The organism is Streptomyces sp. CC0208, assembly GCF_003443735.1.
GTDB lineage: Bacteria > Actinomycetota > Actinomycetes > Streptomycetales > Streptomycetaceae > Streptomyces > Streptomyces sviceus.
The window spans coordinates 8,329,058-8,345,111 of record NZ_CP031969.1 but is presented as its reverse complement, the minus strand read 5'-3'; the positions used below and the strand labels follow the sequence as shown (position 1 = coordinate 8,345,111).

Sequence of the window (16,054 nt, the reverse complement as noted above, 5' to 3'; positions counted from 1 at the left end):
TTGCTCTGATGACCGGCGAGCCGTCACAGCGCCGGGCCGGGACCAGTTCAGGAGGAACGGTGGAGTACAACCTTGCCGACCTGTTCGAGTCGGTCGTCGACGTGGTGCCGGACCGTGAGGCACTCGCGTACCTCGACATTCCGGGTACGGGTGCGGAGCGCCGTCTGACGTACGCGGAACTGGACGCCGCCGCCAACCGCATCGGTCACCATCTGCTCGACAGCGGAGTACGCGCCGGTGAGCACGTCGGACTGCATCTCTACAACGGGGTGGAGTACGTGCAGACGCTGCTGGGCTGCCTGAAGGCCCGGATCGTGCCGGTCAACGTCAACTACCGCTACGTCGAGGAGGAGTTGGTCTACATCTACCGGGACGCGGATCTGGTGGCGCTGGTCTTCGACGGCGAGTTCACGAACCGGGTGGCGGCGGCGCTGCCGCACACGGAACGGCTGCGGCAGCTGGTGCGGGTCGGGGCGGCGGAGGCGGAGCCGAGCGGGCTGTCGGCGGTGGACTTCGCGGACGCCGAGGCCTCCGGGTCGCCCGCGCGGAGGTTCCCCGCGCGTTCGGCCGACGACCAGTTCATCATCTACACCGGCGGCACCACAGGGATGCCCAAGGGAGTGATGTGGCGTCAGGAGGACCTGTTCTTCTCCGGGTTGGGCGGGGGCGCTCCGACCGGGGAGCCGGTGAAGCGACCCGAGGAACTGGCCGAGCGGGTCGCCGCGGGCGGGGCGGGGATCACCTTCTTCCCCACGCCCCCGCTGATGCACGGCACCTCGACCCTGACCTCCCTCATCGGCTTCAACTTCGGCCAACGGGTCGTCCTGCACCGCAAGTTCGTGCCCGAGGAGGTGCTGCGGACCGTCGAGCGGGAGAAGGTCAACGCCATGTCGCTGGTGGGCGACGCGATGCTGCGGCCGCTCATCGACGCGCTGGCGGGCCCGATGATGGGCACCGACATGTCGTCGGTGTTCAGCGTGTCCTCGTCGGGCGCGATCATGTCGGACACGGTGAGCCGGCAGTTCCGGGCACTCGTCCCGAACGCCATGCTGCTCAACAACTTCGGCTCCTCCGAATCCGGCTTCAACGGCACGGCCACGGAGGACTCCGGCCCCGAGCGCGGCTTCCGGGTCCGGGTCAACTCCCGTACCCAGGTGGTCGATCCCGCGACCCATGAACCCGTCGCGGTGGGCGAGGTGGGCCGGGTCGCGCAGTGCGGTCATGTGCCGCTCGGCTACTACAACGACCCCCGCAAGACCGCCGAGACCTTCTTCGAGAAGGACGGTGAGCGGTGGGTGCTGCTCGGCGACATGGCCACCGTCGACGAAGAGGGGGTCGTCACCGTCCTCGGACGGGGCTCGCAGTGCATCAACACGGGCGGCGAGAAGGTGTACCCGGAGGAGGTCGAGCAGGCGCTCAAGGCGCATCCGGACGTCTACGACGCGCTCGTGGCCGGAGTGCCGGACGCAAGGTGGGGACACCATGTGGCGGCCGTCGTCCAGTTGCGCGCGGGGGCGGTACGGATGTCCCTGGACGACCTCCAGACGCACTGCCGGGCAAGGCTCGCGGGCTACAAGGTGCCGCGCCAGCTGGTGATCGCGGAGTCCATCCGCCGGTCGCCGAGCGGCAAGGCGGACTACCGGTGGGCGCAGAAGGTGGCTGCCGTGGCGGCGGCACCGGCCGACGGGTGACGGTCCCGTTCCGGCCCCCGTGCGATTGAACCGAACGTGACGTGCGAACGTACTGGTGATGGCAGGCTCGGTGAGCGGGCCCTGTTCGTCATGCCGTCGCGGCAGGACCGCACGCCATAGCAAGACAGCACGGAAGGACCACCGGGTGTCGCTCTTCACTCGCTCTCGTCAACTGCCGGACACGGTGACGGAGGAGGCCGTGGAGGGGACTCCGTCGGCCCAGGACGAGGCTGAGCACCTCCCCCCGGACGCACCCCTGTCCACGGACGTACCCGGCTCCCCTCGCCCTGGCTGGTTCGGCTGGCGCCGCCGCTACCCCCGTACGGCCCGTGGTGTGTCCGTGGGGACGAGCGTGCTGGCCGGACTTCTGTTGCTGCTCGTGCTGCTCTTCCCCAACCGTCTCGACCACATGAACCTCCGGTCGTTCCTCCGTCTCCCCGTCGAGGCGATCGTCATCGCGGCGGTCCTTCTGGTGCTGCCGCCGAAGGCACGGCGGATCGCGGCGGTCGCCTTCGGGGTGTTCCTGGGACTGTTCACCGTCGTGAAGTTCCTCGACATGGGCTTCTACCAGACCCTGGCCCGACCGTTCGACCTGGTGTTCGACTGGATCATGCTGGGCAACGCCACGGACTGGCTCAGGGAGACGTTCGGCCGCACCGGCGAGATCCTCGCGGTGATCGGGGTGATCGTCCTTTTCCTCGCCCTGCTCGCGCTGTGCACGTGGGCGATGGTCCGGCTGACGAACGTGATGTCCCGGCACCGCCCCCAGGCCGTCGGCACCACCCTCGTCCTCGGCACGGTGTGGGTCACCTGTTTCACGGTGGGCGTGCAGTTCGGCGGGGTCTCGTTCGCCACCAAGGGCAACACCGAGTTCCTCGCCAACCGGGTGCAGCATGTGCGCAACGGACTGGGTGACGCCAAGGTCTTCGAGAAGCAGTCCGCCGTCGACGCCTTCGCCGCCACCCCTCCCGACCAGCTCCTGACCGGGCTGCGCGGCAAGGACGTCCTGTTCACCTTCATCGAGAGCTACGGCCGCGTGGCGATCGACGACCCGGCGATGGCACCGGAGATGGACGCGACGCTGAAGAAGGGCGACGCGACGCTCAAGGCGGCCGGATTCGCGTCGCGCAGTGGCTGGCTGAGGTCCCCCGTGACGGGCGCCGGCAGCTGGATGGCCCACTCGACGTTCCTGTCCGGGCTGTGGGTCAAGAACCAGCAGCGGTACCTGAACCTCACCTCCAGCGACCGCGCGACCCTCACCAGCTACTTCCAGAAGACCGGCGACTGGCGCACGGTCGGCATCGTGCCGGGCGTGCGCAAGTCCTGGCCCGAGGGCAAGTACTTCGGTCTCGACCACATCTACGACTCCACACACCTCGGCTACAAGGGCCCCTACTTCAGCTGGACGCCCGTGCCGGACCAGTTCAGCCTGGAGGCCTTCCAGAAGCTGGAGCACGGCAAGAAGAACCGTGACCCGATCATGGCGGAGATCATCCTGGCCTCCAGTCACAACCCCTGGTCGCCGATCGCGCACACGATCGACTGGAACGACCTCGGTGACGGTTCGGTCTTCGAGCAGATCAAGAAGGAGGGCACGAACCCGACGGAGGTCTGGAAGAGCCAGGAGCGGGTGCGCACCGAGTACCGCAAGGCCATCCAGTACTCCGTGGACAGCCTGACCCAGTGGATGCAGCGCTACGGCGACGAGAAGACGGTTCTGGTCTTCCTCGGCGACCACCAGCCCGTCCCGACCGTCACCAAGGGCTCCACCAGCAGGGACGTGCCGGTCACGATCGTCGCCAAGGACCCGAAGGTGCTCGACCGGGTCGCCGACTGGAACTGGACCGACGGCCTCAAGCCCGCCGACAACGCGCCCGAGTGGGGCATGGACAAGTTCCGCGACCGCTTCATGACGGCGTTCGCGAAGTGACGTCCGGCGGCGCGTCCAGGAAGGGCACGACGACTGCCAGGAACTCCTCCGGCCTGGTCTCGTGCACGAGATGACCGCCGCCGACGGTCACCAGCCGGGCGGCGGGGATCATTGAGGCCAACAGGGCGACCTGCTCCTGCGGGATCGCACTGGTGGCACCGCCCCCGATGAGCAGCGTGGGCATGGTGATCCGCTCCATGTGGTCCCACCACACGGGGTCCGGGGCGTTGCGCTGCGCGTCGGTGGCCCGCAGCATGGCCCAGTCGAAGGGCGGGTCGGTGTCCGGGGCGGGGGCAGGTGGTCGCGGCGGGTCGAGGGGCATCGGCGCGGGGACGTCCTCCAGGACCAGCCGTCGTACGACACCGGGCGCGTGCTGCGCGAGGAGGTAGGCGACGGCCCCACCCAGCGAATGACCCACGACGTCGGCGCGCTCGACACCCAGGGCGGCCAGGAAGCCGAGCATGTCGTCGCGCATCGCCTCGTACCCGTACGCTCCCGGCCAGTCGCTGCGCCCGTGCCCCCGCAGATCGGGCGCGTACACGCGGCGCGGTCGTGCTCCCACGGCAAGCCGCTCGGCGATCCGGGTCCAGTCGGCCCCGTCCGCACCCCGGCAGTGCAACAACAGCACGGGCGGCGCGTCCTCGGGGCCCCAGGACCGGTACGCGAGGGTGATGCCGTTCGCCTTGACGAAGTCCATGCCGGTGACCGTATCCGGAGGGACGGTCGGCCGAGTCCCGGCTCTGCCCAGGGCAGAGCGCCGACGCGAAGAGCAGCGGCTGGTCGGTGGGTTCCGCCCCTGAATCGCGCCGACCTCTTGCCTCGACCCCCCTCGCCTGGATTACTGATCCCCAGCACCTCGACCGAATGATCGGTCGCCCGTAATGATGTGGTTGGCGGAAGGGACGTTCCGATGGCGGATGCGGCGGAGCTGCTGGACTCCGGGGAAAGGCTGGACGCCGGGGCGTTGCGGGCGTTGCAGCTGGAGCGGATGCGGGCCTCGTTGCGGCACGCGTACGAGCATGTGCCGTTCTACCGGGAGTCCTTCGACAAGGCGGATGTCCGGCCGGACGACTGCCGGTCCCTGAGCGATCTGGCCAAGTTCCCGTTCACCACCAAGGCCGACCTGCGCGCGAACTATCCGTACGGGATGTTCGCCGTGCCCCGGGACCATGTGCGCCGCATCCATGCCTCCAGCGGTACCACCGGGCGCCCCACGGTCGTCGGCTACACCGACAACGATCTGGACCTGTGGGCCGACATGGTGGCACGTTCCATCCGGGCGGCCGGCGGCAGGCCGGGGGACGTGGTGCATGTGGCGTACGGCTATGGGCTGTTCACCGGCGGGCTCGGCGCGCACTACGGCGCCGAACGGCTCGGCTGTACGGTCGTCCCCGCGTCCGGCGGCATGACGGCACGCCAGGTCCAGCTCATCCAGGACCTGGAACCCGCGATCATCATGGTGACCCCGTCGTACATGCTCACGCTGCTGGACGAGTTCGAGCGACAGGGCGTCGATCCGCGCAGTACCTCCCTGCGCGTGGGCGTCTTCGGTGCCGAGCCCTGGACGGAGGAGATGCGCCGGGAGATCGAGGAGCGGTTCGCGATCGACGCCGTCGACATCTACGGGCTGTCGGAGGTGATCGGCCCGGGTGTCGCGCAGGAGTGCGTGGAGACGAAGGACGGGCTCCATGTGTGGGAGGACCACTTCTTCCCCGAGATCGTCGACCCGATCACCGGGGAGGTCCTGCCGGACGGAGAAAGGGGTGAGCTGGTGTTCACCTCGCTGACCAAGGAGGCCATGCCCGTGATCCGGTACCGGACCCGGGATCTGACCCGGCTGCTGCCGGGCACGGCCCGGGTGTTCCGGCGGATGGAGAAGGTCACCGGCCGCAGCGACGACATGGTGATCCTGCGTGGGGTGAACCTCTTCCCCACCCAGGTCGAGGAGATCGTCCTGCGTACTCCGGGCGTGGCGCCCCACTTCCAGCTCCGGCTCACCCGCGAGGGCCGCCTGGACGCCCTGACCGTGCGCGCGGAGGCCCGGCCGGGCGCCACGCCCGAGGCCCGCGAGGCCGCCGCGCAGTCCATCGCGGCGGCCGTCAAGGACGGCATCGGGGTGTCGGTCGGCGTCGAGATCGTCGAACCGGAGTCCCTGGAGCGGTCGGTCGGGAAGATCCGCCGGATCGTCGACCTGCGCCCCCGCTGAGGCCTGCAACAGGCCCTGGCCCTCACGACGAGAACCGGTCCCGCAGCTCCCGCTTGAGGATCTTCCCGCTGGCGTTCCGCGGCAGCTCGTCCACGAACAGCACCCGCTTGGGCGCCTTGAAGTGGGCGAGCTCCTCGCGCGCGTGGTCGATCAGTTCGGCCTCGGTGACCTCGCCGCGCGGGACCACGACCGCGGTGACGGCCTCGACCCACCGTTCGTCGGGCAGGCCGATCACGGCGACCTCGGCCACGGCCTCGTGCGTGTAGAGCGCGTCCTCGACCTGGCGTGAGGCGACCAGCACCCCACCGGAGTTGATGACGTCCTTGACCCGGTCGACGATCGTGAAGTAGCCGTGCGCGTCCCGCACCGCGAGGTCACCGGAGTGGAACCAGCCGTCCCGGAAGGCCGCCTCGGTCTCCTCGGGTTTGTCCCAGTAGCCCTCGCACAACTGCGGCGACCTGTAGACGATCTCGCCGGGCGTGCCGTCCGGCACGTCCTTGCCGTCCTCGTCCACGACCCGGGCGTCGACGAACAGGACGGTACGGCCGCAGGAGTCCATCCGCCCCTTGTGCTCGTCGGGAGCGAGGACCGTGGCCAGCGGGCCGATCTCGCTCTGGCCGAAGCAGTTGTAGAAGGCCAGCTTCGGCAGGCGCTCGCGGAGCCGTTCCAGGACGGGCACCGGCATGATCGAGGCGCCGTAGTACGCCTTGCGCAGCCCGCCGAGGTCACGGGTGGCGAAGTCGGGGCGGTTGGTCAGCGCGATCCACACCGTGGGCGGGGCGAACAGGCTGTCCGCGCGGCCCTGTTCGATCAGGTCGAAGAGGCGGTCGCCGTCGGGCGCGTCGAGGATGATGTTCGTCGCGCCGACCGCGAGGTAGGGCAGCAGGAAGACGTGCATCTGGGCCGAGTGGTACAGCGGCAGCGAGTGCACGGGGCGGTCGCCCGCGCTCAGGTCGCAGGCGGTGATCGCGCTCAGGTACTCGTGGACCAGGGCGCGGTGGGGCATCATCGCGCCCTTCGGCAGGGCCGTCGTCCCCGAGGTGTACAGGAGCTGGACGAGGTCCTCGCCGCGCGCTTCGGGGCCGTCGTACCGCGGCGTCGCGGCGAGGCGGGTCAGCAGCGAGTCGGCGGAATCCCGCAGGGGCAGCGTGCGCACACCGTCCGGCAGCCGTCCCGCGAGGCCGGGATCGGCGAGGACGAGGCTGCTGCCCGACTGGCCGACGAGGTACGCCAGTTCGTCGCCGGTGAGGTTCTGGTTGACCGGCACATGCACCAGTCCCGCGCGGGCGCAGGCGAGGAAGGCGATCAGATACGCGTCCGAGTTGTGGCCGTAGGCACCGACCCGGTCGCCGCGGTCGAGGCCCTGGTCGAGGAGCAGGCGCGCCGCGCGGGAGACGGCGTCGTCGAGTTCCTCGTACGTCCATGAGCGCTCGCCGTACTCCACCGCGACGCGCGCTGGGGTGCGCCGGGCGCTGCGCCTCAGCACCCCGTCAACCGTACTGCCGTGTCCAGGCGTCATACGGGACAACCTACCGGTTGGTACGCTCAACCGCTCCTTCCCTCAATGACGTTGGGAGGCACGATGCGCACCCGTCCCAGACGCGCCGTCGTCACGGCCGTCGCCCTGTTCGCCGCCGTCGGCACCCTGCCGGCCGCAGCCGCGCAGGACCAGCACAGACAGGAACATCCGTCGCACGGCGGTCTGTCCGCCACCATCCGCTACACCGAGTACGGCGTCCCGCACATCCTCGCGAAGAACTACGCGGACCTCGGCTTCGGCACCGGATGGGCGCAGGCCGCCGACCAGGTGTGCACGCTCGCCGACGGGTTCGTGACCGTGCGCGGCGAGCGTTCTCGGTACTTCGGGGCCGACGCGGCCTCCGACTCCGCGCTCTCCTCGGCCACGAAGAACCTCGCCGGCGACCTGTACTTCCGCGGAGTGCGGGAGGCGGGGACGGTGGAGAGGCTGATGGCCGAGCCGGCGCCGCGTGGTCCGAGCCGCGAGGTGAAGGACCTGATCCGGGGCTTCGCCGCGGGCTACAACACCTGGCTGAAGAAGAACCGGATCACCGACCCGGCGTGCAGGGGCGCCGACTGGGTGCGTCCGGTGTCGGTCCAGGACGTGGCCGCGCGCAGCTTCGCGCTGGCCGTGCTCGGCGGTCAGGGCCGGGCCGTGGACGGCATCACCGCCGCGCAGCCACCCTCGTCCACCACCCCGGCGGCCGGCGCACCGGACGCGCAGGACACCGCACGCGCAGCTCATGAGCTCTTCGCGGCCGACTCCGCCGACATGGGCTCCAACGCCGTGGCCTTCAGCGGGGCCACGACGGCGAACGGCCGCGGGCTCCTGCTCGGCAACCCGCACTACCCCTGGCAGGGCGGCCGCCGCTTCTGGCAGTCGCAGCAGACCATCCCCGGCGAACTGAACATCGCGGGCGGCTCGCTGCTCGGCTCGGCGACGATGTCCATCGGCCACAACGCTCAGGTGGCCTGGAGCCACACCGTGGCCACCGGCGTCCCCTTCAACCTGCACCAGCTCACCCTGGACCCGGCCGACCCGACCACGTATCTCGTGGACGGCCGGCCGGAACGGATGACCAGGCGCGAGGTGACCGTCGCCGTCCAGGGCGGCGCACCGGTGACCAGGACCCAGTGGTGGACGCGGTACGGCCCCGTCGTCACCTCGCTCGGGGCCGCGCTGCCGCTGCCCTGGACGACGACGACGGCGTACGCCCTCAACGACCCGAACGCCACCAACCTGCGCGCCTCCGACACGGCCCTGGGGTTCAGCAGGGCCCGCGCTACGAGCGACGTGCTGGGGGCGTTGAGGCGCACGCAGGGGCTGCCCTGGGTCAACACGATCGCCGCCGACTCGCGGGGGCACACGCTGTTCACGCAGTCCCAGGTGCTCCCCCGGATCACCGACGAGCTGGCGCAGCGCTGCTCCACCCCCTTGGGCAAGGCCACCTACCCCGCCTCGGGGGTGGCGGTCCTGGACGGCTCGCGCGGCGACTGCGCCCTCGGCAGCGACCCGGACGCCGTACAGCCGGGGATCTTCGGACCCGCGAAGATGCCGGTCCTCAAGGACGCGCCGTACGCGGAGAACTCCAACGACAGCGCCTGGCTGGCCAACGCCGAGCGTCCGCTGACGGGTTACGAGCGGGTCTTCGGCACGCTGGGGACGCAGCGCTCCCTGCGCACGCGGGGCGCTCTGCAGGACGTGTCCGCGATGGCCGCGCGGGGTGGGCTGACCGTGCGGGATCTTCAGAAGCAGCAGTTCGCCAACCGCGTGCCCGCGGGCGCCCTCGTGGCGGCGGACGCGGCGCGGGCGTGTGCGGCCCTGCCCGGCGGCACGGCGACGGGCAGCGACGGCAAGGCCGTTGACGTCACCGAGGCCTGCGGGGTGCTCGCTGCCTGGGACCGCTCCGCCAACACCGGCAGCCGGGGCGCGCTGCTCTTCGACCGGTTGTGGCGGAGGCTGCCCGTGTCCCAGCTGTGGAAGGTGCCGTTCTCGGCGGCCGACCCGGTGAACACCCCGAACACCCTCGACACCGGCTCACCCGCCTTCGCGAGGGCCCTCGCGGACACGGTCACCGAGCTCAGGGCGGCGGGCATCGCGCTGAACTCCCGGCTCGGGGAGTACCAGTTCGTGGTACGGAACGGCAAGCGCATCGCCGTTCCGGGCGGCACCGAGTCGCTGGGGGTGTGGAACAAGGTCGAGCCGGTGTGGGACCCGGCGGGCGGCGGATACACCGAGGTGACCACCGGGTCCAGTTACATCCAGGCGGTCGGCTGGGACGGCGGCCGCTGCCCGGTGGCCCGGACCCTGCTGACGTACTCCCAGTCCTCGAACCCGAACTCGCCGCACTTCAGCGACCAGACCCGGCTGTTCTCGGCGAAGAAGTGGGTGACGTCCCGGTTCTGCGAGAAGGACATCCTGTCGTCGCCCGCGCTGAGAATCGTCCGGGTCCGTTCCTGAGGCTCACACCGGTCGCGAGCGCCCCTCCCAGTACGGGTCCCGCAGGCGCCGCTTGTACAGCTTGCCGTTGGGGTCGCGGGGCATCTCGGTGATGAAGTCGACGCTCTTGGGGCGCTTGTAGCCGGCGAGTTGCGCGGCGCAGTGGGCGAGGATGTCGGTGGCCAGGTCCGGCCCGGGGGTGTGACCCGGGGCCGGTTCCACCACGGCCTTGACCTCCTCACCCCAGTCGTCGTGCGGGATGCCGAAGGCGGCGGCGTCGGCGACGGCCGGGTGCTGGAGCAGGACGGACTCGATCTCGGCGGGGTAGATGTTGACCCCGCCGGAGATGATCATGTCGATCTTGCGGTCGCGCAGGAAGAGGTACCCGTCCTCGTCGAGGAGGCCGAGGTCGCCGACGGTGAAGAAGTCGCCGATGCGGTTCTTCCTCGTCTTGGCCTCGTCCTTGTGGTACGCGAAGCCGCCCGTGTTCATCTTCAGGTACACGGTGCCGAGTTCGCCGGGCGGCAGCCGGTTGCCGTCGTCGTCGAAGATCGCGAGCTCGCTGATGGGCCAGGCCTTTCCGACCGTCCCCGGCTTCTTCAGCCAGTCCTCGGCGGTCGCGAAGGCTCCGCCGCCCTCGCTGGCCGCGTAGTACTCCTCCACGCAGGGCCCCCACCAGTCGAGCATCGCCCGCTTCACATGGTCGGGGCAGGGGGCGGCGCCGTGGATGGCGTGCCGCATGGACGAGACGTCGTAGCGTGCCCGGACCTCCTCGGGCAGCGCCAGCAGACGGTGGAACTGGGTCGGGACCATGTGGGTGTGGGTGCAGCCGTGGGCGTCGATCAGCCGCAGCATCTCCTCCGGCGTCCACTTGTCCATCAGGACCAGCGGGTGGCCGATGTGCAGGGAAGCGGCCGCGAACTGCAGGACGGCGGTGTGGTACAGCGGCGAGCAGACGAGGTGGACGTTGTCGTCGAAGGGCCGGATCCCGAAGATGCCGAGGAAGCCGCCGAGGTACGCCTCCTCCGGCCGCTTCCCGGGCAGGGGCCGACGGATGCCGCGCGGGCGGCCCGTCGTCCCCGAGGTGTAGTTCATGACCCAGCCGAGTTCACGGTCCGCGGGCGTGGACTCGGGTTGCCCGTCGAGGAGTTCGGCGTACGGACGGAAGCCCTCGATCTCGCCGACGGCGTACCGGTGGGTCGCGGCAAGGCCCGCCTCGTCGGCCGCCTGCCGGGCCGCGTCGGCGAAGCGCTCGTGGGCGAGGAGCACCTTGGCGCCGGAGTCGGCGACGATCCAGGCGATCTCGGGGGCGACGAAGTGGTGGTTGATCGGGACCAGGTAGAGACCGGCCTGGCTGGCGGCGAGGTGCGCGGTGAAGAACTCCACGCCGTTGGGCAGGACGACGGCGAAGGCGTCCCCGCGTTCGAGGCCGGCGGCCCGCAGGCCGTGCACGAGCTGGTTGGCGGCCGCCAGGAGGCGGCCCGCGGTCCAGGACGAGCCGTCGGGGGCGACGAGGACCGTGCGGGCGGGATCCTGCGCGGCCTGGGCCCAGAAGCCCGCGGGAGGTGTGCTCGTCACTGGCCGCTCCTTCCGGCGATGCGGTTGATGCGATCGACGGCTTCCTCGAAGCCGCGGGTGAGGTCGTCGAAGACGGCCTGGACGCTGCGTTCGCTGGTCATCCGGCCGACGATCTGGCCGACGGGCGTGCCCAGCAGGGGCTCCACCTCGTACTTCTGGATCCGCGAGACGGCATCGGCGACCAGCAGGCCCTGGAGGGGCATGGGCAGGGTGCCCGGCCCGTCGGCGGAGTCCCAGGCGTCGGTCCATTCCGTACGGAGCTGGCGCGCGGGCTTCCCGGTCAGCGCGCGGGAGCGGACGGTGTCGCCGGAACCGGCCGCGAACAGCTTCTCGATCAGCTTGGGCGAGGGCAGTTCGGCCTCTGTGGTGGTCAGCCATATGGAGCCCAGCCACACACCTTGGGCGCCGAGTGCCAGTGCGGCCGCCACCTGCTGACCGCTGCCGATGCCCCCCGCCGCCAGCACGGGCAGCGGGTCCACGGCGTCGACGACCTCGGGGGTGAGGACCATGGAGGCGATGTCCCCGGTGTGGCCGCCGGCCTCGTAACCCTGGGCGACCACGATGTCGATCCCCCCTTCCTTGTGCTTCACGGCGTGCCGGGCGCTGCCCGCGAGCGCCGCCACGAGGACGTTCCGCTCGTGTGCGCGGGCCACCACGTCGGCGGGCGGGGAACCCAGGGCGTTGGCGAGCAGCCGGATCGGATAGTCGAAGGCGACGTCCAGCTGGTTGCGGGCGACCTGCTCCATCCAGCCCGTGATGCGCCACCCCGACGCCTCGCCCTCGGCGAGTTCGGGCACGCCGTACTTGGCGAGGGTGTCCCTCACGAACTGCCGGTGCCCCTCGGGGATCATCGCCTCGACCTCCGCCTCGGTCACCCCTTCGACCTTCCTGGCGGGCATGACGACGTCCAGGCCGTACGGCTTGCCGTCGACGTGGGCCTCGATCCAGTCGAGGTCGCGTTTGAGTTCGTCGGGGGCCGTGTAGCGGACCGCACCGAGCACTCCGAAGCCACCGGCCCGGCTGATGGCCGCGGCGACGGCGGGGAACGGCGTGAAGCCGAAGACGGCGTGCTCGACTCCCAGTTTCTTGCTCAGCTCCGTCTGCATGGCCGCAGGATGCCGCAGACCTCCGGACGACGGAAGAGGTTTTCTGATGCTCCGTCAGATTTAGGTCGCCGGTTCCGGGTCGCCGGATAGAGTTCCACGATGACCGATGAGGTGACCCTCGGAGTGACCCGCCGTCAGCTGGCCCGGAGAACACTCGCGCTGGGCGGCGCCCTCGCCGTCGCCCCCTTCCCCGCGGGCCCCGCCCAGGCGGCCGCCCCCGCACGCCGTCCGACCCTCCGCCACGGCTCCCCCGAACGGGCCGGGCTCCTCCCCGCCCACCTGCGCCGACTCGTCACCGACGCCGAGACGTTCCTCGGCCCCTCCCCCGAACACCCCTGGTACGCGGGTGCCGTCCTGCTCGCCGGGCGCGGTGGCACCGTGGCCCTGCACCGGCCGATCGGCATGGCGGTGCGCTACCGGTCGTACGACGAGAAGACGGACACCGGCGTCGAGTTCCCGGCCGAGCAGCGGATCCCCATGGCCGAGGACACCGTCTTCGACCTCGCCTCGGTGTCGAAGCTGTTCACCTCGCTCCTCGCCGTCCAGCAGATCGAGCGGGGCACGCTGGAACTGGAGGGCAAGGTCGCCGCGTATCTCCCGGAGTTCGGCGCGGCGGGCAAGCAGGACATCACGGTCCGTCAACTCCTCACGCACACCTCGGGGTTCAGGTCATGGATCCCGCTGTACAACGCTCCGACGTACGAGGAGAAGCTCCAGCTCGTCTGGAACCAGGCGCCCCTCAACCCACCCGGGACGACCTACCTCTACTCCGACCTCAACCTCATCTCGCTCCAGCTGGTCCTGGAACGGATCACCGGCCGCACGCTGGACGTCCTGCTGCGCGAGGAGATCACCGGCCCGCTCGGTCTGCGCAGCACCCGCTACAACCCGCCCGCCTCCTGGAAACCGAGGATCGCGGCCACGGAGGACGCCCGCAAGCCCTGGTCCGGCCTCGAAAGAGGCCTGGTGTGGGGCGAGGTGCACGACGAGAACGCCTTCGCCCTGGGCGGGGCCGCCGGTCACGCGGGCGTGTTCTCGAACGCGTGGGACCTGGCCGTACTGGGGCGGGCTCTGCTCAACGGCGGGACGTACGGCAGGGCCCGCATCCTGCGCCCGGAGTCCGTGGAGCTGATGTTCACCGACTTCAACACCGCCTTCCCCGGCGACGAGCACGGGCTCGGGTTCGAGCTCTACCAGCACTGGTACATGGGGGCGATGGCCACACCGCGCACCGCGGGCCACACCGGCTTCACCGGCACCTCGCTGGTGCTCGACCCGACGACCGACTCCTTCCTCGTCGTGCTCGGCAACTCGGTGCATCCGGTGCGCACGTGGCGCTCCGGCTCGGCGCCCCGGGTGGCCGCCGGGAACAACATGGCCCGCGCGGTGGCGGTCCGTCCGGCCCGGGGCCGTACGGCATGGTTCTCGGGGATGGCGAGCGCCACGAACGCCACCCTCACGCTGCCCGCGCTGGACACGTCGTCGGGTGACGCGCGGCTGCGGTGTGCGCTGTGGTGGGACGTCGAGCCCGCGGACGCCCTGGCCCTGGAGGCCACGACGGACGGCGGGGCCACGTGGCAGCCGGTGCCGTTCACCACGGAACACGACGGCGGGCAGGATCACGCCACCGGTACGGTCACCGGCTGGTCGGGACGGGTCTGGCACCGGCTCACCGCCGACCTGCCGACGGATCGCCGACTCGCCCTGCGCTGGCGGTACTCCACGGACCGGCTGTACGTCGGCCGGGGCGCGTACGTCGACGCGCTGTGCGTCAAGACGCGCGACCGCGTCCTCTTCGACGCGTCACGTCCCGCGGACGCGGCGCGGATCGAGGCCGTCGGCTGGACGGCGTCCGCGGACTGACGGCTCAGCCGGGGACGTCCAGGCGCTGGGTGCCGACGACCGACAGCAGCCGCAGCGCCTCCTCGGAGGGGGAGCCCGGAGCGGCCGTGTAGATCACGACCCGCTGGTCGCGGTCGGCGATGTCGAGGACGTCGCAGTTGACCACGACCGGGCCGACCACCGGGTGGTCGAAGGTCTTGCACAGGGTGGGACTGGCCGTGACGTCATGGGCGGCCCACAGCCGGGCGAACTCCGCGCTGCCGTCGAGGAGTTCGGCCACCAGGCCGGTCAGTTCGGCATCGCCGGGATAGCGGGCGGAGGCGGCGCGCAGGTGCTGGACCGAGGAGATCGCGAACTCCTCCCCGTCCGACACCCCGTACAGACGCCGGCCGTGCGGGTGCCGGCCGAGGAAGGCGCGCCGGACGAGGTTTCGGTCGCGGCGGGAGAGGGCGGAGAAGTCCTCCATGAGGGCCGCGGCCAGGTCGTTCCAGGCGATGACCTCGTGGGCGGCCGAGATGACGATCGCGGCGGCCTGCGGCAGCCGGTGCAGCAGGTCGACGATGCTCTGGCGCACCTCGCGGGAGGGGCCGGGCGGCGGGCCGGGTGGCGTGCCGGCGAGATGGTGGAGGTGGTCGCGTTCGGCGTCCGACAGACGCAGGGCGCGGGCGACCTGGGCCAGGACCTCGAGGGACGGACGGGGTCCGCGCGCCTGCTCCAGCCGGGTGTAGTACTCGGTGGAGATGTACGCCAGTTGCGCCACCTCCTCGCGGCGCAGGCCCGGGGTGCGACGGCGCGGTCCGGCGGACAGCCCGACGTCCGCGGGGGTGATGCGCTCGCGCCGGCTGCGCAGGAAGTCGGCCAGTTCTCGTCGGTCCACAGCCCCAGTGTGCGGGGGGCCCGCATGCCCAGCCAGGTACTGCCTGTGCCTGGATGAGCCCGGGCATCGGCAGCAGGCTCGTCGGCATGACCAACACCACGACCACTCCTGCTCTGCTCGCCGACAAGGTCGCCTTCGTCACCGGCGCCGGACGCGGTATCGGCGCGGCGGCCGCCCGGCTGTTCGCTCGCGAAGGCGCCCGTGTCGTCCTCGCGGCCCGCACGGAGGCCCAGCTCAAGGCGGTGACCGAGGAGATCCGTGCCGCCGGCGGCACCGCCGAGCACGTCCGGTGCGACCTGGCCGACCCGGCGAGCGTCCGCGCCGCCGTGGACCGGGCCGTCGAGCTGTACGGCAGGCTCGACGTCGCCTTCAACAACGGGGCGACCATCCAGCAGCCCGGCCCCATGGACCAGTTGTCCGAGGCCGAGTTCGACCACGTCGTCTCCGTCAACCTCAAGGGCCCCTGGCTGGCGATGAACGCCGAGATCGCCGCGATCCGGGCCACCGCCGGGAGCGGCGCGATCGTCAACAACTCCAGTATCGGCAGCCTGATGGCCAACCCCTGGCTGCCCGCGTACGGCGCCGCCAAGCGGGCGGTCAACAGCCTGACCGCGTCGGCCGCCGCCACGTACGGCCCGGAGGGCATCCGGGTCAACGCCGTCGCCCCCGGCACCACGATGACGGAGATGATCGACGAGTGGGAGACGAACTCCCCGGGCATCGTCGAGCAGCTCGTCGCGCAGACCCCGCTGGGCCGGGGCGCCGACCCGGCCGAGATCGCCGAGGCCGCGGCCTGGCTCCTGAGCGACCGGGCCTCGTACGTCACCGGAGTGGTGCTCCAGGTCGACGGCGGCAGCCGGGCCTGA

Annotated in this window: 11 protein-coding genes; 6 read left to right on the top strand and 5 right to left on the bottom strand. The window is 71.0% G+C overall.

All coding sequences use genetic code 11. The features are described from left to right. Positions 1–59 precede the first annotated feature (59 nt). Both D1369_RS38280 and D1369_RS38275 read left to right on the top strand, forming a co-directional pair. Positions 60–1,691: an acyl-CoA synthetase gene (locus D1369_RS38280; protein WP_037898883.1), complete on the top strand. Its 1,632-nt coding sequence runs from the start codon at positions 60–62 to the stop codon at positions 1,689–1,691. Positions 1,692–1,836: 145 nt separating this feature from the next. Further along, positions 1,837–3,621, top strand: a complete 1,785-nt coding sequence (locus D1369_RS38275) for a hypothetical protein (protein WP_037898885.1) — start codon at positions 1,837–1,839, stop codon at positions 3,619–3,621. Here D1369_RS38275 and D1369_RS38270 read toward each other — a convergent pair. Further along, on the bottom strand, positions 3,599–4,318 hold the full coding sequence (locus D1369_RS38270) for an alpha/beta hydrolase (RefSeq protein WP_037898887.1): 720 nt from the start codon (positions 4,316–4,318) through the stop codon (positions 3,599–3,601). The two genes, D1369_RS38275 and D1369_RS38270, sit on opposite strands and share 23 nt — an antisense overlap. A 213-nt stretch (positions 4,319–4,531) precedes the next feature. Between D1369_RS38270 and paaK the strand changes: the two genes are divergently transcribed. Next, on the top strand, positions 4,532–5,827 hold the full coding sequence (gene paaK / locus D1369_RS38265) for a phenylacetate--CoA ligase PaaK (protein ID WP_118082917.1): 1,296 nt from the start codon (positions 4,532–4,534) through the stop codon (positions 5,825–5,827). 22 nt (positions 5,828–5,849) lie between these two features. Here paaK and D1369_RS38260 read toward each other — a convergent pair whose 3' ends face one another. Then, complete coding sequence (locus D1369_RS38260) at positions 5,850–7,346, bottom strand: acyl-CoA synthetase (protein WP_037898892.1); 1,497 nt, start codon at positions 7,344–7,346, stop codon at positions 5,850–5,852. A 63-nt stretch (positions 7,347–7,409) separates the two neighbouring features. Between D1369_RS38260 and D1369_RS38255 the strand changes: the two genes are divergently transcribed. Next, a complete protein-coding gene (locus D1369_RS38255; protein ID WP_037898895.1) occupies positions 7,410–9,806 on the top strand; it encodes a penicillin acylase family protein in 2,397 nt (798 codons plus the stop codon). A 3-nt stretch (positions 9,807–9,809) separates the two neighbouring features. On the opposite strand, the gene D1369_RS38250 is transcribed toward D1369_RS38255, so the two are convergent. Beyond that, positions 9,810–11,363 carry an acyl-CoA synthetase gene (locus D1369_RS38250; protein ID WP_007379874.1) on the bottom strand — a complete coding sequence of 518 codons (1,554 nt, stop codon included), beginning with the start codon at positions 11,361–11,363 and terminating at the stop codon, positions 9,810–9,812. Then, a complete protein-coding gene (locus D1369_RS38245) occupies positions 11,360–12,469 on the bottom strand; it encodes a nitronate monooxygenase (protein WP_007379875.1) in 1,110 nt (369 codons plus the stop codon). The genes D1369_RS38250 and D1369_RS38245 overlap by 4 nt, the downstream gene beginning before the upstream one ends. Before the next feature lie 99 nt (positions 12,470–12,568). Between D1369_RS38245 and D1369_RS38240 the strand changes: the two genes are divergently transcribed. Beyond that, positions 12,569–14,332 carry a serine hydrolase domain-containing protein gene (locus D1369_RS38240; RefSeq protein WP_007379876.1) on the top strand — a complete coding sequence of 588 codons (1,764 nt, stop codon included), beginning with the start codon at positions 12,569–12,571 and terminating at the stop codon, positions 14,330–14,332. Between the two features lie 4 nt (positions 14,333–14,336). On the opposite strand, the gene D1369_RS38235 is transcribed toward D1369_RS38240, so the two are convergent. After that, positions 14,337–15,188 carry a helix-turn-helix transcriptional regulator gene (locus D1369_RS38235; protein WP_007379877.1) on the bottom strand — a complete coding sequence of 284 codons (852 nt, stop codon included), beginning with the start codon at positions 15,186–15,188 and terminating at the stop codon, positions 14,337–14,339. 53 nt (positions 15,189–15,241) lie between these two features. Between D1369_RS38235 and D1369_RS38230 the strand changes: the two genes are divergently transcribed. Further along, positions 15,242–16,054 carry a glucose 1-dehydrogenase gene (locus D1369_RS38230; protein ID WP_007379878.1) on the top strand — a complete coding sequence of 271 codons (813 nt, stop codon included), beginning with the start codon at positions 15,242–15,244 and terminating at the stop codon, positions 16,052–16,054.